At 56.5% G+C, this 25,874-nt stretch carries 25 protein-coding genes; 21 read left to right on the top strand and 4 right to left on the bottom strand.

The features are described 5' to 3' along the window. The first annotated feature begins 258 nt into the window (after positions 1–258). The 12 genes from rseD to acpS all read left to right on the top strand — a co-directional run bounded on the left by rseD (position 259) and on the right by acpS (position 9,666). Positions 259–336: a rpoE leader peptide RseD gene (gene rseD / locus M2433_RS13075; protein ID WP_429054660.1), complete on the top strand. Its 78-nt coding sequence runs from the start codon at positions 259–261 to the stop codon at positions 334–336. Beyond that, a complete protein-coding gene (rpoE, locus tag M2433_RS13070) occupies positions 333–908 on the top strand; it encodes an RNA polymerase sigma factor RpoE (RefSeq protein WP_006176728.1) in 576 nt (191 codons plus the stop codon). The genes rseD and rpoE overlap by 4 nt, the downstream gene beginning before the upstream one ends. Before the next feature lie 31 nt (positions 909–939). Continuing rightward, positions 940–1,590, top strand: a complete 651-nt coding sequence (gene rseA / locus M2433_RS13065) for an anti-sigma-E factor RseA (protein ID WP_047346787.1) — start codon at positions 940–942, stop codon at positions 1,588–1,590. Beyond that, positions 1,590–2,543, top strand: a complete 954-nt coding sequence (gene rseB / locus M2433_RS13060) for a sigma-E factor regulatory protein RseB (RefSeq protein ID WP_429053843.1) — start codon at positions 1,590–1,592, stop codon at positions 2,541–2,543. The genes rseA and rseB overlap by 1 nt, the downstream gene beginning before the upstream one ends. Continuing rightward, entirely contained in the window at positions 2,540–3,016 is a 477-nt protein-coding gene (gene rseC, locus M2433_RS13055; protein ID WP_429053844.1) for a SoxR-reducing system protein RseC, read from the top strand. The genes rseB and rseC overlap by 4 nt, the downstream gene beginning before the upstream one ends. 185 nt (positions 3,017–3,201) lie before the next feature. Continuing rightward, positions 3,202–5,001, top strand: a complete 1,800-nt coding sequence (gene lepA, locus M2433_RS13050; protein WP_023308849.1) for a translation elongation factor 4 — start codon at positions 3,202–3,204, stop codon at positions 4,999–5,001. A 15-nt stretch (positions 5,002–5,016) separates the two neighbouring features. Further along, entirely contained in the window at positions 5,017–5,991 is a 975-nt protein-coding gene (gene lepB / locus M2433_RS13045; RefSeq protein ID WP_047346783.1) for a signal peptidase I, read from the top strand. Positions 5,992–6,213: 222 nt separating this feature from the next. Beyond that, positions 6,214–6,894, top strand: a complete 681-nt coding sequence (gene rnc / locus M2433_RS13040) for a ribonuclease III (RefSeq protein WP_003860711.1) — start codon at positions 6,214–6,216, stop codon at positions 6,892–6,894. Further along, positions 6,891–7,796, top strand: coding sequence for a GTPase Era (era, locus tag M2433_RS13035; protein WP_042715851.1), 906 nt, complete (start codon positions 6,891–6,893; stop codon positions 7,794–7,796). The genes rnc and era overlap by 4 nt, the downstream gene beginning before the upstream one ends. A gap of 17 nt (positions 7,797–7,813) precedes the next feature. Further along, entirely contained in the window at positions 7,814–8,521 is a 708-nt protein-coding gene (gene recO / locus M2433_RS13030) for a DNA repair protein RecO (RefSeq protein ID WP_429053848.1), read from the top strand. A 33-nt stretch (positions 8,522–8,554) separates the two neighbouring features. Next, a complete protein-coding gene (gene pdxJ, locus M2433_RS13025; protein WP_429053849.1) occupies positions 8,555–9,286 on the top strand; it encodes a pyridoxine 5'-phosphate synthase in 732 nt (243 codons plus the stop codon). Beyond that, positions 9,286–9,666 carry a holo-ACP synthase gene (acpS, locus tag M2433_RS13020; RefSeq protein ID WP_047346780.1) on the top strand — a complete coding sequence of 127 codons (381 nt, stop codon included), beginning with the start codon at positions 9,286–9,288 and terminating at the stop codon, positions 9,664–9,666. The genes pdxJ and acpS overlap by 1 nt, the downstream gene beginning before the upstream one ends. Here acpS and M2433_RS13015 read toward each other — a convergent pair. Beyond that, positions 9,663–9,923, bottom strand: coding sequence for a YfhL family 4Fe-4S dicluster ferredoxin (locus tag M2433_RS13015; protein ID WP_429053851.1), 261 nt, complete (start codon positions 9,921–9,923; stop codon positions 9,663–9,665). The two genes, acpS and M2433_RS13015, sit on opposite strands and share 4 nt — an antisense overlap. A 62-nt stretch (positions 9,924–9,985) precedes the next feature. Beyond that, a complete protein-coding gene (locus tag M2433_RS13010; protein WP_429053853.1) occupies positions 9,986–10,834 on the bottom strand; it encodes a MurR/RpiR family transcriptional regulator in 849 nt (282 codons plus the stop codon). A 119-nt stretch (positions 10,835–10,953) separates the two neighbouring features. Between M2433_RS13010 and murQ the strand changes: the two genes are divergently transcribed. The 4 genes from murQ to tadA are packed head-to-tail and all read left to right on the top strand — an operon-like array spanning position 10,954 to position 14,423. Continuing rightward, positions 10,954–11,847 (top strand): N-acetylmuramic acid 6-phosphate etherase, encoded by an 894-nt coding sequence (murQ, locus tag M2433_RS13005; RefSeq protein WP_429053855.1) that lies wholly within the window; start codon positions 10,954–10,956, stop codon positions 11,845–11,847. Positions 11,848–11,858: 11 nt separating this feature from the next. Continuing rightward, positions 11,859–13,220, top strand: coding sequence for a PTS transporter subunit EIIC (locus tag M2433_RS13000; RefSeq protein ID WP_429053856.1), 1,362 nt, complete (start codon positions 11,859–11,861; stop codon positions 13,218–13,220). Positions 13,221–13,223: 3 nt separating this feature from the next. Continuing rightward, positions 13,224–13,859: a phosphatidylglycerophosphatase C gene (gene yfhb / locus M2433_RS12995; RefSeq protein WP_429053858.1), complete on the top strand. Its 636-nt coding sequence runs from the start codon at positions 13,224–13,226 to the stop codon at positions 13,857–13,859. Between the two features lie 24 nt (positions 13,860–13,883). After that, a complete protein-coding gene (gene tadA / locus M2433_RS12990) occupies positions 13,884–14,423 on the top strand; it encodes a tRNA adenosine(34) deaminase TadA (RefSeq protein WP_429053860.1) in 540 nt (179 codons plus the stop codon). On the opposite strand, the gene mltF is transcribed toward tadA, so the two are convergent. Then, positions 14,311–15,861, bottom strand: coding sequence for a membrane-bound lytic murein transglycosylase MltF (mltF, locus tag M2433_RS12985; RefSeq protein ID WP_429053862.1), 1,551 nt, complete (start codon positions 15,859–15,861; stop codon positions 14,311–14,313). The genes tadA and mltF overlap by 113 nt on opposite strands. Positions 15,862–16,128: 267 nt before the next feature. Between mltF and purL the strand changes: the two genes are divergently transcribed. From purL to glnB, 5 genes are all read left to right on the top strand, one after another. After that, the gene (gene purL / locus M2433_RS12980) at positions 16,129–20,016 is read left to right on the top strand and encodes a phosphoribosylformylglycinamidine synthase (RefSeq protein WP_059312342.1); all 3,888 of its coding nucleotides are present in this window, start codon (positions 16,129–16,131) and stop codon (positions 20,014–20,016) included. Positions 20,017–20,550: 534 nt separating this feature from the next. After that, positions 20,551–21,978 carry a two component system sensor histidine kinase QseE/GlrK gene (qseE, locus tag M2433_RS12975; protein WP_429053864.1) on the top strand — a complete coding sequence of 476 codons (1,428 nt, stop codon included), beginning with the start codon at positions 20,551–20,553 and terminating at the stop codon, positions 21,976–21,978. A 1-nt stretch (position 21,979) separates the two neighbouring features. Continuing rightward, the gene (gene qseG / locus M2433_RS12970) at positions 21,980–22,717 is read left to right on the top strand and encodes a two-component system QseEF-associated lipoprotein QseG (RefSeq protein WP_429053866.1); all 738 of its coding nucleotides are present in this window, start codon (positions 21,980–21,982) and stop codon (positions 22,715–22,717) included. Next, the gene (gene glrR, locus M2433_RS12965) at positions 22,704–24,041 is read left to right on the top strand and encodes a two-component system response regulator GlrR (RefSeq protein WP_047346771.1); all 1,338 of its coding nucleotides are present in this window, start codon (positions 22,704–22,706) and stop codon (positions 24,039–24,041) included. The genes qseG and glrR overlap by 14 nt, the downstream gene beginning before the upstream one ends. A gap of 80 nt (positions 24,042–24,121) precedes the next feature. Then, complete coding sequence (gene glnB, locus M2433_RS12960; RefSeq protein ID WP_003860685.1) at positions 24,122–24,460, top strand: nitrogen regulatory protein P-II; 339 nt, start codon at positions 24,122–24,124, stop codon at positions 24,458–24,460. 83 nt (positions 24,461–24,543) lie between these two features. On the opposite strand, the gene hmpA is transcribed toward glnB, so the two are convergent. After that, positions 24,544–25,734 (bottom strand): NO-inducible flavohemoprotein, encoded by a 1,191-nt coding sequence (hmpA, locus tag M2433_RS12955; RefSeq protein WP_429053870.1) that lies wholly within the window; start codon positions 25,732–25,734, stop codon positions 24,544–24,546. Between the last annotated feature and the right edge of the window lie 140 nt (positions 25,735–25,874).

The following is a 25,874-nucleotide window of genomic DNA, read 5'->3' as shown; positions in this document are numbered from 1 at the left end:
GCTAAACGCGCAAGCGGAGGTAAACGGAGGGTAAATGAGTGAAATTATTTTGCGAAGCAGATCGTTAGCGTCAGATTTTGTGGTGAAATAAAAACGGGGTTGCGTTACTCTTCTGGCGGGAAAAAGATGTTTCTTGTCAGAAAGTGGTGCGTATCGTGAACAGACTTATAATGAGAGAAAATGAACGGTCTGCGGCGCGATGAACAAAAACAAAGGCGTTACGGAACTTATTGAAGATCAGACACTCTAACTCGGTGCTTGCTCAAGTGCGGTATTTTAGAGTGGCGTTTCGATAACGCGTGGAATTTAGGTTTGGGGAGACATTACCTCGGATGAGCGAGCAGTTAACGGACCAGGTCCTGGTTGAACGGGTCCAGAAGGGAGATCAGAAAGCCTTTAACTTACTGGTGGTGCGCTACCAGCATAAGGTGGCGAGCCTGGTTTCCCGCTATGTACCGTCAGGCGATGTGCCTGACGTAGTGCAAGAGTCTTTTATTAAGGCCTATCGCGCGCTGGATTCTTTCCGGGGAGATAGTGCTTTTTATACCTGGCTGTACCGTATTGCGGTCAATACGGCAAAGAATTATCTGGTCGCTCAGGGCCGTCGTCCACCGTCAAGTGATGTGGACGCAATTGACGCCGAAAACTTCGAAAGTGGCGGCGCATTGAAAGAAATTTCGAACCCTGAGAACTTAATGTTGTCAGAAGAACTGAGACAAATCGTTTTTCGCACGATCGAGTCGCTCCCGGAAGATTTACGCATGGCAATTACGTTACGGGAGCTGGATGGTCTGAGCTATGAAGAGATAGCCGCTATCATGGATTGTCCGGTCGGCACGGTACGTTCACGAATTTTCCGTGCGCGAGAAGCTATTGATAATAAAGTTCAACCGCTTATCAGGCGTTGACGATAGCGGGATACTGGAAAAGGTATTAGGCATGCAGAAAGAAAAACTTTCCGCTTTAATGGATGGTGAAACGCTGGACAGTGAGCTGCTCAACGAGCTGTCTCATTCTCCTGAAATGCAAGAAACGTGGGAGAGTTACCATCTCATCCGCGACACCCTCCGCGGCGATACCGGCGAGTTTCTCCATTTCGATATCTCAGCCCGCGTCATGGCGGCGATTGAGAACGAGCCTGTTCATCAGACCACTCCGCTGATTCCTGAAGCTCAACCCGCGCCTCACCAGTGGCAGAAAATGCCATTCTGGCAAAAGGTGCGTCCGTGGGCCAGCCAGCTTACCCAAATGGGTGTGGCTGCATGCGTATCGCTTGCAGTTATCGTTGGCGTCCAGCACTATAATACTCAGTCTGAAACTAATCAGCAGCCAGAAGCGCCAGTGTTTAACACACTGCCGATGATGGGCAAAGCCAGCCCGGTAAGTCTGGGTGTACCGGCTGATGCTTCCGCCAGCGGCGGTCAGCAACAGCAGGTTCAGGAGCAGCGCCGTCGCATTAATGCGATGTTGCAGGATTACGAGTTGCAGCGTCGTCTGCACTCTGAACAGCTTCAGTTTGAGCAGGCGCAAACACAGCAAGCAGCTGTGCAGGTGCCCGGAAACCAAACTTTAGGAACGCAATCGCAGTAATGAAGCAACTTTGGTTCGCCATGTCTCTGATGGCGGGTAGCCTGTTCTTCTCTGCCAACGCCTCGGCTGATGTTTCATCCGGGGCGTTGTTGCAGCAAATGAATCTGGCCAGCCAGTCACTCAATTACGAGTTGGCATTTATCAGCATCAATAAGCAGGGCGTCGAGTCGTTACGCTATCGTCATGCCCGTCTTGATAACCAGCCGCTCGCCCAACTTTTACAGATGGATGGCCCGCGTCGGGAAGTTGTCCAGCGTGGTAACGAAATCAGCTATTTCGAGCCAGGCCTGGAGCCTTTCACGCTGAATGGCGACTATATCGTTGATTCTCTGCCGTCACTTATTTACACCGACTTCAAACGGCTTGCCCCTTACTACGATTTTATTTCGGTGGGGCGCACGCGCATTGCGGACAGGCTGTGCGAGGTGATTCGCGTGGTTGCCCGGGACGGAACGCGCTACAGCTATATTGTCTGGATTGATGCGGAAACCAAACTTCCCATGCGTGTAGACCTGCTTGACCGCGACGGTGAAACGCTGGAACAGTTCCGCGTTATCTCCTTCAGTGTGAACAATCAGGTTGGCAACAGCATGCAGAATCTGGCTAAAGCCAGCCTGCCGCCGCTGCTTTCTGTTCCGGCAGGGGATTCCGTTAATTTCAACTGGGTACCGTCCTGGATCCCGCAAGGGTTTAGCGAAGTGTCCAGCAGCCGTCGTCAGCTGCCAACGATTGAAACGCCGGTGGAATCGCGCCTTTATTCCGACGGGTTATTCAGTTTCTCGGTGAATATCAACCGCGCAACGGCAAACAGCGCCGAACAAATGCTGCGTACCGGACGCCGGACGGTCAGCACCACGGTACGCGATAACGCAGAGATCACCATTGTGGGTGAACTCCCTCCGCAAACGGCGAAGCGTATCTCCGACAGCATTAAATTCAAGGCCGCACAATGATCAAAGAGTGGGCTACGGTGGTATCGTGGCAGAACGGCGTTGCGCTGGTGAGCTGCGACGTAAAAGCTTCATGTAATAGCTGCGCCTCCAGAGCCGGCTGCGGCAGTCGCGTGCTGAATAAGCTCGGGCCGCAAACATCGCACACGATTTCTGTGCCAAGTGAACAGCCGCTGATGGCGGGGCAGAAGGTAGAGTTAGGCATTGCCGAAGCTAGCCTGCTCGGTTCAGCCATGCTGGTTTATCTCTCTCCGCTGGTCGGGCTGTTTATCATGGGCGGCATATTCCAGATGCTGTTTGGCAGCGATGTGGCCGCCATGTGCGGTGCTGCATTGGGTGGCGTGGGTGGGTTCTGGCTTGCTAAAGGTCTTTCCCCGACGCTCGCTGCGCGCGAGGAGTGGCAGCCTGTCATTCTTAGCGTTGGGCTGGCGCCAGACCAGCTTCGCGTTGAGACGCTCTCTTCTGAGGCCCGGTGATCCATCGGGCTTTATCATTTTTTACACCCTAAAACAGAAAACGTCCTTTCTTCACGCTATACCTGTCTCTAAGTGCATTTCCAGGTTGCGAGGATGTAGTGTAGAATGCTGCGTTTTCGCACTGAAAAACGTCAGGCTAAGAACAGCGGCCTCCAGGAATTCGTAAGGCATAATTATTTAACTATATGAAGAACATACGTAACTTTTCGATCATTGCTCACATTGACCACGGTAAGTCGACGCTGTCTGACCGTATTATCCAGATTTGCGGTGGCCTGTCTGATCGTGAAATGGAAGCCCAGGTTCTGGACTCCATGGACCTGGAACGCGAACGCGGTATTACCATTAAAGCGCAGAGCGTCACGCTTGATTACAAAGCGGCTGATGGCGAAACCTATCAGCTGAACTTTATCGACACCCCAGGCCACGTTGACTTCTCCTATGAGGTTTCACGCTCGCTGGCGGCCTGTGAAGGCGCGCTGCTGGTGGTGGATGCCGGGCAGGGCGTTGAAGCCCAGACTCTGGCAAACTGCTACACCGCGATGGAAATGGATCTCGAGGTTGTGCCGGTTCTGAACAAGATCGACCTGCCAGCCGCCGATCCTGAGCGCGTAGCGGAAGAGATTGAAGATATTGTCGGCATTGACGCGACCGATGCCGTGCGCTGCTCCGCGAAAACCGGTGTGGGCGTAACCGACGTGCTGGAACGCCTGGTACGTGATATCCCGGCTCCGGAAGGCGATCCGGATGCGCCACTGCAGGCGCTGATTATCGACTCCTGGTTCGATAACTACCTGGGCGTTGTCTCCCTGGTGCGTATTAAAAACGGCACCATGCGTAAAGGCGACAAAATTAAGGTAATGAGTACCGGACAGGTCTATAACGCCGATCGTCTGGGTATCTTCACGCCAAAACAGGTTGACCGTACCGAGCTGACGTGCGGCGAGGTAGGCTGGCTGGTCTGCGCAATTAAAGACATCCTCGGCGCGCCGGTGGGCGATACCCTGACCGGTGCGCGTAACCCGGCAGATAAAGCGCTGCCAGGCTTTAAAAAGGTGAAACCGCAGGTTTACGCGGGTCTGTTCCCGGTCAGCTCTGACGACTACGAGAACTTCCGTGATGCGCTCGGTAAACTGAGCCTGAACGATGCTTCTCTGTTCTACGAACCAGAAAGCTCAACGGCGCTGGGCTTCGGCTTCCGCTGCGGCTTCCTCGGTCTGCTGCACATGGAGATCATTCAGGAGCGTCTGGAGCGTGAATACGATCTGGATCTGATCACCACTGCACCGACAGTAGTGTATGAAGTTGAAACCACCTCGAAAGAGGTTATCTACGTCGACAGTCCGTCCAAGCTGCCGCCGCTGAACAACATTCATGAACTGCGTGAGCCTATTGCCGAGTGTCATATGCTGCTGCCGCAGGAGTTCCTGGGTAACGTCATTACGCTGTGTATTGAGAAGCGTGGCGTGCAGACCAACATGGTTTACCACGGTAACCAGGTGGCGCTGACCTATGAAATCCCGATGGCGGAAGTGGTACTCGACTTCTTCGACCGTCTGAAGTCCACCTCCCGTGGCTATGCATCACTGGATTACAACTTCAAACGCTTCCAGGCCTCCAACATGGTGCGTGTGGACGTGCTGATCAACGGCGAGCGTGTGGATGCGCTGGCGCTGATCACCCACAACGACAATGCGCCATACCGCGGTCGTGAGCTGGTTGAGAAGATGAAAGATCTGATCCCGCGTCAGCAGTTCGATATCGCGATTCAGGCGGCCATCGGCAACCACATTATCGCGCGTTCTACCGTGAAACAGCTGCGTAAAAACGTTCTGGCGAAGTGCTATGGCGGTGACGTCAGCCGTAAGAAAAAGCTGCTGCAGAAGCAGAAAGAAGGTAAGAAGCGTATGAAGCAGGTCGGTAACGTCGAGCTGCCGCAGGAAGCATTCCTTGCCATTCTTCACGTTGGTAAAGACGGCAAATAACCCTAAGGAGTTGGCATGGCGAACATGTTTGCCCTGATCCTGGTCATTGCTACCCTGGTGACAGGTCTGCTGTGGTGCCTGGATAAGTTTATCTTCGCCCCAAAACGTCATGAACGCCAGGCTGCCGCACAGGCAGCCACTGGCGATGGGATTGACGCGAAAACACTGAAGAAAGTCGGCCCGAAACCGGGCTGGCTGGAAACGGGCGCCTCGGTATTTCCGGTGCTGGCCATTGTGCTGGTGGTACGTTCGTTTATTTACGAGCCGTTCCAGATCCCATCAGGGTCAATGATGCCAACGCTGCTGATTGGTGATTTTATTCTGGTAGAGAAGTTTGCCTACGGAATTAAAGATCCTATCTACCAGAAAACGCTGATCGAAACCGGCCATCCGAAACGCGGCGACATCGTGGTGTTCAAATATCCGGAAGATCCGCGCCTGGACTACATCAAGCGCGCGGTCGGTCTGCCGGGTGATAAAGTGACTTACGATCCGGTTGCGAAAGAAGTCACCGTTCAGCCGGGCTGCAGCTCCGGTACCGCATGTGAAAATGCGCTGCCGATCACCTACTCAAACGTTGAGCCAAGTGATTTTGTGCAGACCTTTGCGCGCCGTAACGGTGGGGAAGCGACCAGCGGGTTCTTCCAGGTACCGAAAGGCGAAACCAAAGAGAACGGTATTCGTCTGGTCGAGCGCAAAGAGACGCTGGGCGATGTGACCCACCGGATCCTCACCGTGCCTATCGCGCAGGATCAGCTGGGTATGTACTACCAGCAGCCGGGCCAGCAGCTTGCCAGCTGGATCGTACCGCCAGGCCATTACTTCATGATGGGTGATAACCGCGACAACTCTGCCGATAGCCGCTACTGGGGCTTTGTGCCGGAAGCGAATCTGGTGGGTAAAGCGACCGCAATCTGGATGAGTTTTGAGAAGCAGGAAGGCGAATGGCCGACCGGTGTACGCCTGAATCGTATTGGCGGAATCCATTAATTCTCAATAAATGAACGCGTAGCCGCTTTAATTAGCGGTTACGCGAATTATTTCCACGATAAATCTCTTCGAACTAACGACATCCCCTGTCGTTGTGTATAGAATATTCCCCCGAAGTTTAAGGTTGGCCCTGCAAGGGTGCCACGGCACACGAAACCGCGTTGGTTTTCTCAGGTCGGTTTCGTGTGCTGCATTTTTGACGCATTCATTTATTGGTATCGCATGAACCCCATCGTAATTAATCGGCTTCAACGGAAGCTGGGCTACACTTTTCATCATCAGGAGTTGTTGCAACAGGCATTAACCCATCGCAGTGCCAGCAGCAAACATAATGAGCGACTCGAGTTTCTAGGCGACTCTATTTTAAGTTTCGTGATTGCGAATGCGCTTTATCATCGTTTCCCGCGCGTGGATGAAGGTGATATGAGCCGCATGCGTGCCACGCTGGTTCGGGGTAATACCCTTGCGGAAATCGCGCGCGAATTTGAACTGGGCGAATGTCTGCGTCTTGGGCCGGGTGAACTGAAAAGCGGCGGCTTCCGTCGTGAATCTATTCTTGCCGATACGGTCGAAGCATTAATTGGTGGTGTGTTCCTGGACAGCGATATCCAGACCGTAGAAAAGCTGATCCTCAACTGGTATCAGACCCGTCTGGACGAAATCAGCCCGGGCGATAAACAAAAAGATCCGAAAACGCGTCTGCAGGAATATTTGCAGGGTCGTCATCTGCCGCTGCCATCTTATCTGGTGGTGCAGGTACGTGGCGAAGCGCACGATCAGGAATTTACCATCCATTGCCAGGTCAGTGGCCTGAGTGAACCGGTGGTAGGCACAGGTTCAAGCCGTCGTAAGGCTGAACAGGCTGCCGCCGAACAGGCGTTAAAAATGCTGGAGCTGGAATGAGCATCGACAAAACCTATTGCGGATTTATTGCCATCGTCGGACGTCCGAACGTTGGCAAATCCACCCTGTTGAATAATCTGCTTGGGCAGAAGATTTCTATCACCTCGCGTAAGGCGCAGACCACGCGTCACCGCATTGTCGGCATCCATACTGAAGGCGCGTATCAGGCAATCTACGTCGATACCCCGGGCCTGCACATGGAAGAGAAGCGCGCCATTAACCGCCTGATGAACAAGGCGGCGAGCAGCTCGATTGGCGACGTAGAGCTGGTGATTTTCGTTGTTGAAGGCACCCGCTGGACGCCGGACGACGAGATGGTGCTGAACAAGCTGCGTGACGGCAAAACGCCGGTCATCCTCGCGGTCAACAAAGTTGACAACGTGCAGGAAAAGGCCGACCTGCTGCCGCATCTGCAGTGGCTGGGTAGCCAGATGAACTTCCTCGACATCGTGCCGCTGTCTGCTGAGACCGGCCTGAACGTTGATACCATCGCGGGCATCGTGCGTAAGCATCTCCCGGAAGCGATTCATCACTTCCCGGAAGACTACATCACCGATCGTTCTCAGCGCTTTATGGCGTCTGAAATCATCCGTGAAAAGCTGATGCGTTTCCTGGGCGCTGAGCTGCCGTACTCTGTGACGGTGGAGATCGAGCGTTTCCAGACCAACGAGCGCGGTGGCTACGACATCAACGGCCTGATCCTCGTTGAGCGCGAAGGGCAGAAGAAGATGGTGATCGGCAACAAAGGTGCCAAGATCAAAACCATCGGCATTGAAGCCCGTAAAGACATGATGGAAATGTTCGAAGCACCCGTTCACCTTGAACTGTGGGTGAAAGTGAAATCTGGCTGGGCCGATGATGAGCGTGCTCTGCGCAGCCTCGGTTACGGCGAAGACCAGTAAACCAAGACGACGCGCATATGGATGGATGGCAGCGTGCCTTTGTCCTGCATAGTCGTCCCTGGAGCGAAACCAGCCTCATGCTGGACGTCTTCACGGAAGAGTCGGGCCGCGTGCGCCTTGTTGCGAAAGGCGCACGTTCCAAACGTTCTAACCTGAAAGGTGCCTTACAGCCCTTCACGCCGCTGCTGGTTCGCTTTGGCGGGCGTGGGGACGTCAAAACCCTGCGCAGTGCTGAAGCCGTCTCCCTGGCGCTCCCCCTTTCCGGTATCACGCTCTACAGCGGTCTGTACGTCAATGAACTCATCTCACGGGTTCTTGAACATGAGACTCGCTTCTCTGAACTTTTCTTCGATTATCTGCACTGTATCCAGGCGCTGGCTGGCGCAGCCGGCACGCCCGAACCCGCCCTGCGACGTTTTGAACTGGCGCTGCTGGGTCACCTGGGCTACGGCGTCGATTTTCTGCATTGTGCGGGAAGTGGAGACGAGGTTGAAGACGGGATGACCTACCGGTATCGGGAAGAAAAAGGTTTTATCGCCAGCGTCGTGATAGATAACAGCACGTTCACCGGGCGCCAGCTTCGGGCGCTGTATGAGCGCGAGTTTCCCGACCAGGACACCCTGCGCGCGGCAAAACGCTTTACCCGGATTGCCCTCAAGCCGTATCTTGGCGGCAAGCCCTTAAAGAGCCGCGAATTATTCAGGCAGTTTGTGCCGAAACGTTAGACCCCAGAATCGAAAAGAAAACCGAGGATTGTCATGGCTGAATTACTGTTAGGCGTCAACATTGATCACATCGCCACGCTGCGTAATGCGCGCGGCACGGCTTATCCCGATCCGGTTCAGGCGGCGTTTATCGCCGAGCAGGCTGGCGCCGACGGTATTACCGTTCACCTGCGCGAAGACCGTCGCCATATCACCGACCGCGACGTGCGCATTCTGCGCCAGACGCTGGACACCCGTATGAATCTGGAGATGGCGGTCACCGAAGAGATGCTCGCCATTGCCTGCGAGACCCAACCGCATTTCTGCTGCCTGGTGCCGGAAAAGCGTCAGGAAGTGACGACCGAAGGTGGTCTGGATGTTGCCGGGCAGATCGACAAAATGCGCGATGCCTGCAAACGCCTGGTGGATGCCGGTATTCTGGTTTCGCTGTTTATTGACGCGGATTTCGCCCAGATTAAAGCGGCCGCCGACGTGGGCGCGCCGTATATCGAAATCCACACCGGCTGCTATGCCGATGCCAAAAACGATACCGAACAGGCCAAAGAGCTGGATCGCATTGCCAAAGCGGCCACGTATGCCTCAGGCCTGGGCCTGAAGGTCAATGCCGGACACGGCCTGACCTACCATAACGTTAAAGCCATCGCCGCCCTGCCGGAAATGCACGAGCTGAATATCGGCCACGCCATTATTGGCCGCGCGGTGATGAGCGGCCTGAAAGAGGCGGTCTCAGAAATGAAACGCCTGATGCAGGAAGCGCGTCAGTAATGGCCATTCTGGGCTTAGGCACCGATATCGTTGAAATAGCCCGCATTGAAGCGGTGATCGCCCGTAGCGGCGATCGCCTCGCAAGGCGCGTGCTGAGCGATAACGAATGGGCTATCTGGGAAGCGCATCAGCAGCCGGTGCGTTTCCTGGCGAAGCGCTTTGCGGTAAAAGAGGCTGCCGCCAAAGCCTTCGGGACCGGCATTCGTAATGGCCTGGCGTTTAACCAGTTTGAAGTATTTAACGATGAGCTGGGTAAGCCACGCCTGCGTTTGTGGGGCGAGGCGCAAAAGCTGGCGGAGAAGCTGGGCGTGAATCACATGCACGTGACGCTCGCCGATGAACGCCACTACGCCTGCGCGACGGTGATTATTGAAAGCTAGAGTTTGTCGGCGTGATGCATCAGGACAAACTTATCCCACAATTGCTCTTCGCTCTCGACGTGTGTCGGATCCTTCAGGATGGTATTCGGGATCGGGCACACTTTCTGGCAGGTCGGCGTTTCATAGTGGCCGATGCATTCGGTGCAGCGGTCGCTGTTAATCTCATAAATGCTGTCGCCCATCGAAATGGCCTGGTTCGGGCATTCGGGTTCGCACATATCGCAATTGATGCATTTTTTGGTGATTAACAGCGCCATCAGGAAATTCTCAGAAACAACACAAACAGGGCGGGCATTATACGCTCATTACGTGCTCATGCTCAAACCAGTTTCTTAACCAGCTCCTCGCTGTGGCGAATGCGCTCGGGCGCACGCTCCAGATCCTGTTGCACCAGCGCCATAAACAGCAGGTCCGTCAGCATCATTTGCGCACTGGTGGACGAAATAGCCGCGCTGCGCGTGGCCTGCTCTTCGGCAATGGTATATAAACAGCGCGTTGCCCGCTGCTGCAGTGCATTCGGCGTAAAACCGGTGATCGCCAGAATTTTCCCGCCGACGCGCAGGGCTTCATCGGTGGCCATGTTGATTTCACGGCGCTCGCCGGAATAGGAGATCGCCAGCAGCAGATCGTCAGGATCCATCGCCTGCACGGTCGCCAGCAGGGCGTGCATATCCTGCTCGACGATGGCGTTAAGCCCAATTTTTGTCAGCTTCCAGCCGAAGTTACGCGCCACCAGACCGGACGCGCCGATGCCGGTCAGAATGATACGCCGCGCGCCGCGCAGCATCGTCACGCTTTCCAGCAGCTTCTCTTCCGTATTCACATCGAGCGTCGCATGCATGGCGGCCACGTTCTCTTTGATCAGCTTTTCGCCGACCAGACGCATCGGGTCATCGCCGCGGATCTGATTATGCACCGGCATTGACTGCGGATTGGGGTTACTCACCAGCGCTTCGCTGATCGCCAGCTTGAGGGCGGGGAACCCCTTAAAGCCAATCTTCTGGGCAAATTTCACCACGCTGGACTGGCTCACGCCGGCTTCACTCGCCAGCTGCTGCGAGCTGAGATGGCGCGCGCGATCGGGTTGAGAAAGCAGAAAATCCGCCAGCTTTTTGTCGCTTTGAGCAAAGCCTGCATAACGCTGGCGAATGCGAATTAAACAGTTCATACGGTCTCCTGGCGAAAATGTGATTGTCTGCGCAAATACGAATTTTGCTCGCCTGAATGAATTTTATATTCCATTATAGTGTGATTATTATGAATTAAAAATTCTTGAGGTACATAAAGATGAATCTTGGCTCACTTGTTTCAGAAACGCGTAACCCGCAAACCATGGATCTGGACGCGCTCTCCACCCTGGAGCTGGTTAACCGCTTTAATCAACAGGATACGCTGGTCGCGCAGGCAGTGAAAGAGACATTACCCGAGGTGGCGAAAGCGGTCGATGCGGCGGCGCAAGCGCTCAAGGCCGGCGGCCGTATTATCTACATGGGGGCCGGAACCAGCGGGCGTCTTGGGGTTCTGGATGCGTCTGAATGTCCGCCGACCTTTGGAGTGCCGCACGGTCTGGTGGTCGGGTTGATTGCGGGTGGGCCCGGCGCGCTGTTGAAAGCCGTTGAAGGCGCGGAAGATAACAAACAGCTCGGTGAGGATGACCTGAAGGCGCTGAACCTGACGGCGAAGGATCTGGTGGTCGGGCTGGCGGCATCCGGGCGCACCCCGTACGTCATCGGCGGCCTGGAATACGCCAATCAGACCGGCTGCACGACGGTGGCCATCTCCTGTAATCCGGGCTCACCGATTGCGCAGGTGGCCGCTATCGCTATCTCGCCGGTTGTCGGGCCGGAAGCGCTCACCGGCTCCACGCGCCTCAAATCCGGGACCGCGCAAAAGCTGGTGCTCAATATGATCTCCACCGGTGCGATGGTGAAGTTCGGCAAGGTGTATCAGAACCTGATGGTGGATATGCAGGCCACTAACGTCAAGCTGGTGGACAGAGCCTGCCGCATGGTGATGGAAGCGACAGGCGCAGGCCGCGAAGAGGCGGAAGCCGTACTCAAACAAACCGATCACGATGTTAAACCGGCCATTCTGATGATCCTGAGCGGGCTGGATGCGACTGCCGCGAGAGCCAAACTCGCCGCGCATAATGGCTTCTTACGGGCGGCATTAGAAAACTAACAGAGGCGTGTATGGACAAAACAGCAGCGCTCGCCAGCGATATCCTGCAGGGGATCGGTGGGGAAAAGAATATTCAGCGTCTCGAAAACTGCATGACGCGCGTGCGCGTCGAGGTGCATAGCGACGACCAGCTCGACGTACCGCGTCTGAAGCAGCTTTCCGGCGTCAGCGGCTATGTGAAACAGGGGCAGCAGCACCAGCTGATCGTCGGGCCGGGGAAAGCGGCGCAGGTGGTGGATGCCATGCGCGCGTTGATGGGCGGCGGCGCGAGCGCGTCGATTGACGATGCTGAACGCACCAAAGCGCAGGCGAAGGCCAAATACAAAGCCCCCATGAGCGATGCGCTGCGCCAGCTGGCAAACGTCTTTATTCCGCTGATCCCGGCGTTTATTGCCTCGGGCCTGATCACCGGGATCATCAATATCCTCAAGCGGCCGGATATTGTGGGCGATTTTGCCACTCAGTATCCGAACCTGTTGGGTATCCTGGGGATCTTCGGCAGCGCGGTATTTGCCATCATGAACATTCTGGTCGGGGTGAATACCGCAAAGGTGTTTGGCGGATCGCTGGCCATGGGCGGGGTGATGGCGGGGATCTTGTCCAGCCCGCAGCTGGCGCAGATCACGCTGTTTGGTGAGGCGCTTCAGCCGGGCCGTGGCGGGGTGATTGCGGTGCTGCTGGTGGTCATTCTGATGTGCTGGATTGAGAAAAGGCTGCGCACGATCCTGCCTGGTTCGATCGAGCTTATCCTGAACCCGCTGCTCACCACGCTCATTACCGGTAGCGTCGCGGTGGTGGCCCTCCAGCCGTTAGGCGGCTGGATCTCAGAAGCCATCGCCCACGGTGCGTCTCTGGCGATTGACCGCGGAGGCCTGTTAGTGGGGGCTGTGCTGTCGGGAACCTTCCTGCCGCTGGTACTGACCGGCCTGCATCAGGGGCTGGTGCCGATACACGTCGAGCTGGTGCAGGCGCACGGCTCTAACGCGCTGCTGCCTATCCTGTCGATGGCGGGCGTGGGGCAGGTCGGCGCGGCGATAGCCGTACTGATGAAAACCCGCAACGCGCGTCTGAAAAAAGTGATTAAAGGCGCGCTCCCGGTCGGGCTGCTCGGCATTGGCGAACCGCTAATTTTCGGCGTCACGCTGCCGCTGGGTAAACCGTTCCTCGCGGCGTGTCTGGGCGGTGCGGTAGGCGGGGCGCTGATCAGCTACTGGAAAGTCGCTACCGTGATTACTTTTGGTCTTTCCGGTTTACCGCTGGCATTAACCATCGTGACCGGAAAAGTCATGCTCTATCTGTTAGGCTATTTAGTGGCGGTGATCGCCGGGTTCCTGTTTACCTGGCTGTTAGGATTCAACGACCCAGAGGAGTAAGGTTTGGCAAATCACGCGCGTCGCATTGTCTTTTTTGACCTCGATGGAACGCTGCATCAGCAGGATATGTTTGGTACGTTTATGCGCTACCTGCTGCGGCGTCAGCCTTTGAATGCGCTGCTCGTGCTGCCGCTGTTACCGGCGATCGGTATCGCGCTGCTGGTGAAAGGCCGGGCGGCGCGATGGCCGATGAGCCTGCTGCTCTGGGGATGCACGTTTGGACACAGCGAAGCGCGGCTCAAACAGCGTGAACAGGATTTTGCGCACTGGTTTCGCGGCCACGTCGCCGCCTTTCCGGTGGTGCAGGCGCGCCTTACTGCCTATCTCGACGCCAACGATGCCGACATCTGGCTGATTACCGGCTCGCCGCAGACGCTGGTGGAGCAGGTCTATTTTGATACCCCCTGGCTTCCGCGCGTGAATCTTATCGCCACGCAAATCGCCCGCGGTTACGGCGGCTGGGTGCTGACCCTGCGCTGTCTGGGGCATGAAAAAGTGGTGCAGCTGGAGAAACGCATCGGTACGCCGCTGCGCCTTTACAGCGGCTACAGCGACAGCAAGCAGGACAACCCGCTGCTCTATTTTTGCCAGCATCGCTGGCGCGTCACGCCGTCAGGTGAACTTCAGCAACTCGAATAGTCTTCTCTAAAACGGGCGTGTATAATGCCGCCCGCTTTTCGACTGGAGTATCAACCGTTGTCCAACCCTGAATTCTCACACGAATACTGGATGCGCCATGCGCTAACGCTTGCTCAGCGCGCCTGGGACGAGGGCGAAGTGCCCGTGGGCGCCGTGCTGGTTTATAACAACCAGGTGATTGGCGAAGGGTGGAACCGTCCCATTGGCCGCCACGATCCTACCGCGCATGCTGAAATCATGGCGCTTCGCCAGGGCGGTCTGGTGCTGCAAAACTATCGCCTGCTTGAGACCACGCTGTATGTGACGCTTGAGCCGTGCGTGATGTGCTCCGGCGCGATGGTGCACGGCCGGATCGGTACGTTAGTCTTCGGCGCGCGGGATGAAAAAACCGGCGCGGCCGGCTCACTGATGGACGTGCTGGGTCATCCTGGAATGAATCACCAGGTGAAGACTATCGGTGGGGTACTTGCACCAGAGTGTTCGGGGCTATTAAGCGATTTCTTTCGAATGCGCCGTCTGCAGAAAAAGCAGCAAAAGGCAGAATTGAAGCTGTCGGACGATTAAGTTCGTCCGGCGCCACGACCGGGTAACTTTGCGCCAGCTGTTTTGCTTCTGTCGCCTCCTTCTCTTTCTCCAGCAGATACCCGACAAGGCTAATCTGATATTTACGGATATTTTCCACGTAGGCGTAGGCTTCGTGACCGCGCGCGTAGCCGTATGTCAGCTTGTTATACCATGGCTTCTGGCTCAGCAGCGGCAGGCGCTGTTTTACATCTGACCAGCTGTCCGGGTTACCTTTCGTTTTCGCCGTCAGCGCGCGGGCATCAAGCATATGCGCGTAGCCCATATTGTAGGCCGCCAGCGCGAACCAGATCCGCTCTTCTTCCGGCACCGTTTCCGGTACTTTGGCCATCATATCCTGCAGGTAGCGCGCGCCGCCGCTGATGCTCTGTTCGGCATCGGTTCGGTCATTCACGCCCAGGCTCAGCGCGGTATTTTTGGTTAGCATCATCAAACCACGTACGCCCGTGGGAGAGGTGGCCTGAGTATCCCAGTGGGATTCCTGATATGAGATAGCCGCCAGCAGTTTCCAGTCAATCTCCTGGGCGTATTTTTCGAATAACGGCTGCAGGTCCGGCAGGACGCTGTCTACCGCGCGCAGGAAGCTGCGGGTGTCAACGTAGTCAAAGTCGTCACCGTGGCCGAGGTACTTCTCCTCCAGACGCGCCAGGGTACCGTCTTCATTGATGGTGTTGAAGAAATCGAGCATCGCGGCAGAGAGGGTCTGATCGTCGTCGAGCTGGGTAAACCAGGTCACGGGCTGCTCGTCGGTGACGTCCAGCGCCACGGCGATTTCAGGGTGCACGCGCTGGAACAGGCTGATCGCGACCGAATCGGCGATGGTGTACGGCACTTTCTGGTCTTTTACCTGCTCCAGCAGCTCGGTCGTGCCGAGCTTAGGATCCACCGTCCAGCTCAGGTCCGGGTATTTCTTCTCCTTGAGCTCGCGCAGATCGTCAATCACCACATGGCCGGGGGCAATCGTCAGCTGCCGATCGTTAATTGACGCCAGCGAGCGTGGACGCAGGCTCCCGACGCGGTAAACCAGCTGCTGCGAAACGGAGTAGTAGGTCGGGCCAGGCTGGTAGTTCTTGCTGCGCTCGCTGTTATAGACCAGCCCGGCGGCCAGCATATCGGCATTGTCGTTATCGAGGTCATCAAAAAGCTGGTTGATATTCTGGCGGACGGTGATTTTAAGCTTCACGCCGAGATAATCAGCGAACTGCTGCGCCAGTTCATAATCCAGACCAATGATTTTGCCGTTGATGTCGCTGTAAATCAGCGGGGAGTTGAGGGTACTGACGCGCAACTCCCCCCGCTCCTGAATGGCGGCGATGCGGTTTTCGGCTTTGCCGAACCAGGGGATGGAAGGCCAGAGGGCCACTGCCAGCAGCAACGTTACAATGCCGATGAGCAGATAATTAATCTTTAATTTTTTCAATTAGTTAATTCTCTGCGACGCCGGTTGCCTCAGTCTGCTGTAGCCATGTTAACATTAAGGTTTGCCATTGAATGAGCGGCATTTTGCGTAAACTTGCGCCACTTGGCAACCAATTAGAGATACAGGTCACATCTATTGTTAAACGTCTGTGCAGATTTTATTTCGACGCAAACGGTTTCGTCGGCGCTCAGGATTCTTTATAATGACGCCCGTTTTCCCCCCTTGCGCACACTGTAAGCGCCCCGGCGCTTCGAAGACGAGAGACTTATGATGGAAATTCTGCGTGGTTCGCCTGCACTGTCTGCCTTCCGTATTAACAAACTGCTGGCACGTTTTCAGGCGGCCGACCTTCCGGTAAGCAATATTTACGCTGAGTATGTCCATTTTGCTGACCTGAATGCCCCCCTGAATGCAGAGGAGCGCGTACAGCTGGAACGCCTGCTCAAGTATGGCCCAAGCCTGAGCAGCCATACGCCAACCGGCAAACTTATCCTTGCGACGCCTCGTCCGGGCACCATCTCCCCCTGGTCTTCCAAAGCTACCGACATCGCCCACAACTGCGGCCTGAGCCAGATTAACCGTCTGGAACGCGGCGTAGCGTACTACGTGGAAGCGTCGACCCTGAGCGAAGCCCAGTGGCAGGCGGTTGCGGCGGAGCTGCACGATCGCATGATGGAGAGCGTATTTGCCTCTCTCGATGACGCGCAGAAGCTTTTCTCCCACCATCAGCCTGCGCCTGTACAGAGCGTGGACCTGCTGGGGCAGGGCCGTCAGGCGCTGATTGACGCCAACCTGCGTCTCGGCCTGGCGCTGGCAGAAGACGAAATCGACTACCTGCAGGACGCGTTCGTTAAGCTCAACCGTAACCCGAACGACATCGAACTCTACATGTTCGCTCAGGCGAACTCTGAGCACTGTCGCCATAAGATTTTCAATGCCGACTGGGTCATCGACGGCGAACAGCAGCCGAAGTCGTTGTTCAAAATGATTAAAAACACCATGGAGAAAACTCCGGACCACGTGCTGTCTGCCTACAAAGACAACGCCGCGGTGATGGAAGGTTCCGAGGTGGGCCGCTTCTTCGCCGATCGCGAAGCAGGGCGCTATGACTTCCATCAGGAGCCTGCGCATATCCTGATGAAGGTCGAAACCCATAACCACCCGACGGCCATCTCCCCGTGGCCGGGTGCGGCGACCGGCTCCGGCGGTGAAATCCGTGATGAAGGTGCGACCGGTCGCGGGGCTAAACCAAAAGCAGGTCTGGTCGGTTTCTCCGTCTCCAACCTGCGTATCCCGGGCTTCGAGCAGCCGTGGGAAGAAGATTTCGGCAAGCCGGAACGCATCGTGACCGCGCTGGATATCATGACCGACGGCCCGCTGGGCGGCGCGGCGTTCAACAACGAGTTTGGCCGTCCGGCGCTGAACGGTTACTTCCGTACCTATGAAGAGAAAGTGGAGAGCCACAACGGCGAAGAGCTGCGCGGCTACCACAAACCGATCATGCTGGCGGGCGGGATCGGCAATATCCGTGCCGATCACGTGCAGAAAGGCGAGATCGTCGTTGGCGCGAAGCTGATCGTACTGGGTGGCCCGGCGATGAACATCGGTCTGGGCGGCGGAGCGGCTTCTTCTATGACCTCCGGTCAGTCTGATGCGGACCTCGACTTTGCGTCCGTGCAGCGCGATAACCCGGAAATGGAGCGTCGCTGTCAGGAAGTGATCGACCGCTGCTGGCAGCTGGGCGACGCGAACCCGATCCTCTTTATTCATGACGTTGGCGCGGGCGGTCTGTCTAACGCCATGCCGGAGCTGGTCAGCGACGGCGGTCGCGGTGGCCGTTTCAACCTGCGCGATATCCTGAGCGATGAGCCAGGCATGAGCCCGCTGGAAATCTGGTGTAACGAATCTCAGGAACGCTATGTTCTGGCGGTTGCCGCGGATCAGCTGCCGCTGTTTGACGAGCTGTGCCGCCGCGAGCGCGCGCCGTATGCCGTAATCGGTGAAGCGACCGAAGAGAAACACCTGTCCTTGAGCGATACCCATTTCGACAACCAGCCTATCGATCTGCCGCTGGACGTTCTGCTCGGCAAGACGCCGAAGATGACCCGCGACGTGCAGACCCGTAAAGCGGCGGGCAAAGCGCTGGATCGCCAGGGCATCACCGTGGCGGAAGCGGTTAATCGCGTGCTGCACCTGCCGGCTGTTGCTGAGAAAACCTTCCTGGTAACCATCGGCGACCGTACCGTGACCGGTATGGTATCGCGCGATCAGATGGTGGGCCCGTGGCAGATCCCGGTGGCGAACTGCGCCGTGACCACCGCGAGCCTTGACAGCTACTACGGTGAAGCGATGGCGCTGGGTGAACGTACGCCGGTCGCGCTGCTGGACTTCGCCGCGTCTGCCCGTCTGGCCGTGGGTGAAGCACTGACCAACATCGCCGCAACGCAGATTGGCGATATCAAACGCATCAAACTTTCCGCGAACTGGATGGCCGCAGCCGGTCACCCGGGTGAAGACGCCGGCCTCTACGAAGCCGTAAAAGCGGTGGGTGAAGAGCTCTGTCCTGCGCTGGGTCTGACCATTCCGGTCGGTAAAGACTCCATGTCGATGAAGACCCGCTGGCAGGAAGGCAGCGAGCAGCGCGAGATCACCTCTCCGCTGTCGCTGATCATCTCCGCGTTTGCGCGCGTGGAAGACGTGCGTCATACCGTTACGCCACAGCTCGTGACCGAAGACAACGCCCTGCTGCTGATTGACCTGGGCAAAGGGCATAACGCGCTGGGTGCCACGGCGCTGGCGCAGGTTTACCGTCAGCTGGGTGATAAGCCTGCCGACGTGCGCGACGTGGCGCAGTTAAAAGGCTTCTACGATGCGATTCAGGCGCTGGTTGCGCAGCGTAAGCTGCTGGCCTACCACGACCGTTCCGACGGTGGGCTGCTGGTAACCTTGGCAGAGATGGCCTTCACCGGCCACTGTGGCGTGGAAGCGAACATTGCAACGCTTGGCGAAGACCGTCTGGCGGCGCTGTTCAACGAAGAGCTGGGCGCGGTGATTCAGGTACGTGCGGCAGATCGCGACGCGGTTGAAGCCATCCTTGCGAAGCACGGTCTGGCAGACTGCGTGCATTATCTGGGTAAAGCCGTTCAGGGCGACCGCTTCGTCATTGAAGCAGACGGCCATGCGGTATTCAGCGAAAGCCGCACCACGCTGCGCATGTGGTGGGCAGAAACCACCTGGCAGATGCAGCGCCTGCGTGATAATCCGGAATGTGCCGATCAGGAGCATAACGCGAAGGCGAATGACCAGGATCCAGGCCTGAACGTGAAGCTCTCCTTCGACATCAACGAAGACATCGCCGCGCCGTACATTGCGACGGGCGCGCGTCCGAAAGTGGCCGTGCTGCGCGAGCAGGGCGTCAACTCCCACGTTGAGATGGCGGCTGCCTTCCACCGCGCGGGCTTTGATGCTATCGACGTTCATATGAGCGACCTGCTGGCGGGCCGTACCGGTCTGGAAGATTTCCAGGCGCTGGTGGCGTGCGGCGGCTTCTCTTACGGCGACGTGCTGGGCGCGGGTGAAGGCTGGGCGAAGTCCATCCTGTTCAACAGCCGCGTGCGTGACGAGTTCGAAACCTTCTTCCACCGCCCGCAAACGCTGGCGCTGGGCGTGTGTAACGGCTGTCAGATGATGTCAAACCTGCGCGAGCTGATCCCGGGCAGTGAAGCCTGGCCGCGCTTTGTGCGCAACCAGTCTGACCGCTTCGAAGCGCGCTTCAGCCTGGTCGAAGTGACCCAAAGCCCGTCTCTGCTGCTGCAGGGGATGGTCGGTTCGCAGATGCCAATCGCCGTTTCCCACGGTGAAGGTCAGGTGGAAGTGCGTGATGCTGCGCATCTGGCTCAGCTTGAGAGCAAAGGCCTGGTGGCGCTGCGCTTCGTTGATAACTTCGGCAAGGTGACTGAAACCTACCCGGCTAACCCGAACGGTTCCGCGAACGGTATTACGGCGGTGACCAGCGAAAGCGGCCGTGCGACCATCATGATGCCGCACCCGGAGCGCGTGTTCCGCACGGTGAGCAACTCCTGGCATCCGGAGAACTGGGGCGAGGACAGCCCGTGGATGCGTATCTTCCGCAACGCGCGTAAGCAGCTGGGTTAAGATGTAAAGCTGGTAGCTTGTAGGCCCGGTAAGCGTAGCGCCACCGGGCTTTTTTATGCGTGTCGCAAAATTGCGACAAAGAAGGTTAGCCAGTGTCTCCAAAAGGAGACATTTAACCCATTGATTTTTATATGGCAGTACGGGTTCACGTTAAGGTGTTGCTTAATAGCGACACTTAGCCTGGAAATCACTCAACCGTTAATTAACGGGTTAAATGACTAAAAGTCATATATATCAAAGCGTTAATTTTTTGTTTTGCATTGTGGCACGGGTGTTGCATAATATTAACCAGTGGCTCATTCACCTTCTTATGTCAGCCCCTTCGGGACGTGCTACATAAACTTCGAATGACGCACAAAAAGGTGCCTGCCGTCCAACTACTGATCATAGCGATGCTTTATCAGGCCAGGGCGAAACGTCGAGTTAGGCACCGCCTCATTCCATGACAAAGCCGGGTTTTTACCCGGCTTTGTTGTATCTGAAGGGCAGACTCAGTTACGCTCTGCGTAAACCCCCCATTAAGAGAGTAATGCGTTGAAACGCTGGCCCGTTTTCCCCCGCTCCCTGCGACAGCTCGTCATGATGGCCTTCCTGCTGATCCTGCTGCCATTACTGATCCTTGCCTGGCAGGCGTGGCAAAGCTTGAACGCGCTGAGTGCTCAGGCGGCATTGACCAACCGCACGACGCTTATAGATGCCAGACGCAGTGAGGCGATGACCAACGCCGCGCTGGAGATGGAGCGAAGCTATCGCCAGTATTGCGTGCTTGACGATCGGACGCTGGAAAAGGTTTATCAGAGCCAGCGTAAACGCTACAGCGAAATGCTGGACGCGCACGCGGGGGTACTGCCTGACGACAAACTGTATCAGGCGTTACGTCAGGATTTAAACGATCTCGCGCAGCTGCAGTGCCACAATAGCGGGCCGGATGCCGCTGCCGCCGCGCGCCTTGAGGCCTTTGCCAGCGCCAACACCGAGATGGTGCAGTCAACGCGCACGGTGATTTTCTCTCGCGGCCAGCAGCTCCAGCAGGAAATTGCCGAGCGCGGCCAGTTCTTCGGCTGGCAGGCGCTGGTGCTGTTTCTGGTGAGCCTTGGGCTGGTCGTGCTCTTTACCCGCATGATCATCGGCCCGGTGAAGGGTATCCAGCGGATGATCAACCGCCTGGGGGAAGGGAAATCGCTCGGCGATACGGTCGCCTTTAAAGGACCGCGCGAGCTGCGCTCCGTCGGCCAGCGTATTATCTGGCTGTCCGAGCGCCTGGCGTGGCTCGAATCCCAGCGCCATCAGTTCCTGCGCCATATCTCTCATGAGCTAAAAACGCCGCTGGCCAGCATGCGTGAGGGGACGGAGCTGCTGGCGGACGAAGTGGCAGGCCCGCTTACGTCAGAACAGAAAGAAATCGTCGAGATCCTGGATAACAGCAGCCGCAATTTGCAAAAGCTGATTGAGCAACTGCTGGATTACAACCGCAAGCTGGCTGACGGGGCGGTTGTACTGGAGGACGTCGAGATTGAACCGCTGGTGGATATGGTGATCTCCGCCCATAGCTTGCCGGCAAGAGCTAAAATGATGCATACCGGTGTTGAACTGAATGCGCCCGCGTGCCTGGCTGAACCCATGCTGCTGATGAGCGTTCTGGATAATCTTTACTCCAATGCGGTGCACTATGGTACTGAATCCGGTAACATTTATATCCGAAGCTATACGAATGGTTCACGGGTGTTTATTGACGTCGCAAACACCGGCACCCCGATCCCCGATGACGAAAAAGCGATGATCTTCGAACCCTTTTTCCAGGGCAGTCATCAGCGGAAAGGTGCGGTTAAAGGAAGCGGTCTTGGCTTAAGCATCGCCCGGGACTGTATTCGACGCATGCAGGGCGAGCTAAACATTGCCAAGGACGAACGTTCAGACGTTTGCTTCCGTATCGAACTGCCCCTGAGCCGGAAAAACCAATAAAATGAATCTATATCTGGTGAGTATGTCACACGTCTTTTTCCGCGCCGTACGCGCGGTGTTTTCCTGCAACACGTTTCGCCTGGGTCTGCCGTGTTTATTCCTGGCAGGCTGTGTTTCCCACGTGCCGCAAAGTGCGATCGGCGGCAAACAAGAAGATAAATGGCCCGATAATCAACTGGCAGATTTCCTGTCAACCCGCTGTGACGATATCTGGAACCTGTCAGGGCATGATGTCGAAAGCAACCCGCTGTTCTGGCTGCGCGGAATAGACTGCGCTCAGCGTCTTGCGCCAGTAGACGCCCGCTCGAAAGCGGCGATGCTGAATGATGACACCTGGCAGGACGCTTTCAAGCGCGGCATTTTGCTGGCAGATGCAAAAATTACCCCCGTTGAACGCCGCGCCAGCGTGACCCGACTGGACACGTTTGTGGTCAATCTACCGGTACAGGTTCGCCCGTTATACCAGCTCTGGCGCGATGGGCAGACATTACAGCTTCAGCTGTCCGAAGAGCGCTCTCGCTATAGCAAGCTGCAGCAGTCCACCGACAGCGAGCTTGATACGCTGCGTCAACAGCAACAGCATTTGCGTACGCAGCTGGATACCACGACGCGCAAGCTGGAAAACCTGACCGATATCGAAAGACAGCTCTCGTCGCGTAAATATCAACCGGGGAGCTCATCCGCTGCACCGGACAGCGATACGCCGAAACAAGAGGATGTGAAGCATGACGAGCCGTAAACCTGCCCATCTCTTACTGGTGGATGACGATCCCGGGCTGTTAAAGCTGCTGGGGATGCGTCTGGTGAGTGAAGGCTACAGCGTCGTAACCGCTGAAAGCGGCCTGGAAGGGTTGAAGATCCTCAGCCGCGAGAAAATCGATCTGGTGATAAGCGACCTGCGGATGGACGAAATGGATGGCCTGCAGCTGTTCGCGGAGATCCAAAAGCAGCAGCCGGGTATGCCCGTGATTATCCTCACGGCGCACGGGTCGATTCCGGACGCGGTTGCGGCGACCCAGCAGGGGGTATTTAGCTTCCTGACCAAGCCGGTGGACAAAGACGCGCTTTATAAGGCGATCGACAGCGCGCTGGAACATGCCGCCCCGGCGGGGGATGAAGCGTGGCGGGAGTCTATCGTCACCCGCAGCCCCATTATGCTGCGTTTGCTCGAACAGGCCCGGATGGTGGCACAGTCTGACGTCAGCGTGCTCATCAACGGCCAGAGCGGAACCGGGAAAGAGATCCTGGCGCAGGCTATTCACAACGCCAGCCCGCGCAGCAAAAACGCCTTTATTGCCATTAACTGCGGCGCGCTGCCGGAACAGCTGCTCGAATCTGAACTGTTTGGACATGCCCGCGGCGCCTTCACCGGCGCGGTAAGCAGCCGGGAAGGGCTGTTCCAGGCCGCGGAAGGTGGCACGCTGTTCCTCGACGAGATTGGCGACATGCCTGCGCCGCTGCAGGTTAAACTGCTGCGCGTGTTGCAGGAGCGAAAAGTCCGCCCGCTGGGCAGTAACCGCGACATCGATATTAACGTGCGTATTATTTCGGCAACGCACCGCGACCTGCCAAAAGTGATGGCCCGCAACGAGTTTCGCGAAGATCTCTACTACCGTCTGAACGTCGTGAACCTGAAGATCCCGGCGCTGGCCGAGCGTGCGGAAGACATTCCGCTGCTGGCGAACCATCTTTTGCGCCAGGCGGCCGATCGTCATAAACCGTTCGTGCGCGCGTTTTCCACTGATGCGATGAAACGACTGATGACGGCAAGCTGGCCGGGTAACGTGCGTCAGCTGGTCAACGTGATTGAGCAGTGCGTGGCGCTGACCTCCTCACCGGTGATCAGCGACGCGCTGGTGGAGCAGGCGCTGGAAGGGGAAAACACGGCGCTGCCGACGTTTGCCGAAGCGAGGAATCAGTTCGAGCTTAACTATCTGCGCAAGCTATTGCAGATAACCAAAGGCAACGTGACCCACGCGGCGCGCATGGCCGGACGTAACCGCACCGAGTTCTACAAGCTGCTGTCGCGTCACGAGCTTGAAGCCAACGATTTTAAAGAGTAGTACCGCAAAATTCGATTGAATATGATACTGTGAGCAATCGATTACGAGGCAGCTTACAGGCAAGAGTTTAAGGACCCACCATGAAAAAGATTGATGCGATTATTAAACCTTTCAAACTGGATGACGTGCGTGAAGCGCTGGCGGAAGTCGGCATCACCGGGATGACCGTGACGGAAGTGAAAGGTTTTGGTCGTCAGAAAGGCCACACCGAGCTTTACCGTGGCGCAGAGTACATGGTGGACTTTCTGCCGAAAGTAAAAATTGAAATCGTGGTGAGCGACGATATCGTGGACACCTGTGTGGATACCATTATCCGCACGGCGCAGACGGGCAAAATTGGCGACGGTAAAATCTTCGTCTTTGACGTGGCGCGCGTGATCCGTATCCGTACCGGCGAAGAAGACGACGCCGCGATTTAACATTGCCAACGGTTTTGTAGGCCGGGTAAGGCGCAGCCGCCATCCGGCAAAAAAAAAGCCCCTCGAACGAGGGGCTTTTTGCATTACAGCACTTTATGCGGGCCGAAGCATTCGTAATGAATGTTGTCCTTGTCCACACCCAGGTCTACCAGCTGCTTCGCGGCATACTGCATAAACGCCACCGGCCCACAGACGTAAAACTGCATGTCCGGTGCGCTAAACGCCCCTTCATGCTGGCTTAAATTCATCAGACCTTCGCTGTCGAAGCGTGAGGCCTGGCGGTCTGCGTCCGTCGGCAGGCGATACCAAGTATGCGCGGTGAAGCGCGGCAGGGACGCCCCGAGCGTTTTCACTTCATCCGCAAAGGCGTGAACGTCGCCGTTCTCTGCGGCGTGGAACCAGTTTACCTGCGCGTCGTGGTTTGCATTTGCCAGCGTATCGAGCATCGCCAGCATTGGCGTTTGACCAACACCCGCAGAGATCAGCGTCACTGGCGTATTGCCGTCAACGGCCATAAAGAAATCACCCGCAGGCGCGGCCAGATGAACCACGTCGCCCACGCTGGCTTCGTTGTGCAGCCAGGTTGAAACCTGACCGCCATCTTCGCGTTTCACCGCAATGCGGTAGCCTTTGCCGTTTGGCTTTCGGGTAAGAGAATATTGGCGGATCTCCTGGTGCGGGAAGCCTTCAGGCTTCAGCCACACGCCCAGATACTGGCCCGGTTGATATTCGGCAACAGGTTTACCGTCCACCGGCTCAAATTCAAAGCTGGTAATCAATGCACTGCGTGGGGTTTTCTCGACGATGCGGAACGCGCGCGTGCCTTCCCAGCCACCTTTCTTGCCGGCGTTTTCGCTGTAGATCTGTGCTTCACGGTTGATAAATACGTTTGCCAGCACGCCGTAGGCTTTGCCCCACGCGTCCAGAACCTCCTGACCCGGGCTAAACATTTCGTCCAGCGTTGCCAGCAGGTGAGCGCCCACAATGTTGTACTGCTCGGGTTTGATCTGGAAGCTGGTATGTTTCTGCGCAATTTTCTCCACCGCAGGCAGCAGCGCTGCCAGGTTCTCAATATTGCTGGCGTAGGCCGCGATAGCATTGAACAGGGCTTCGCGCTGATCGCCGTTACGCTGGTTGCTCATGTTGAAAATCTCTTTGAGCTCCGGGTTGTGCGTGAACATGCGATCGTAGAAATGGGCGGTGAGTTTAGGACCGGTTTCCACCAGCAGGGGAATAGTGGCTTTAACGGTAGCGATGGTTTGAGCGTCGAGCATAGCAGCTTCCTTACGATGTGATCTTAATGATGTATTTTATATGCATCTTATAAAAAATAACCCTGCTTTGTAAATGGATCTTTGCAAGATGAAAAATGTGCATCACAAACCTGAAAAGAAATCCGCTGAAATGGGCGAGG

This window comes from Enterobacter sp. AC1, from assembly GCF_050434705.1.
In the GTDB taxonomy this organism is placed as follows: Bacteria; Pseudomonadota; Gammaproteobacteria; order Enterobacterales; family Enterobacteriaceae; genus Enterobacter; species Enterobacter cloacae_L.
Note: the sequence above shows the minus strand (reverse complement) of the source record. Positions and strands in the feature narration are given on the sequence as shown.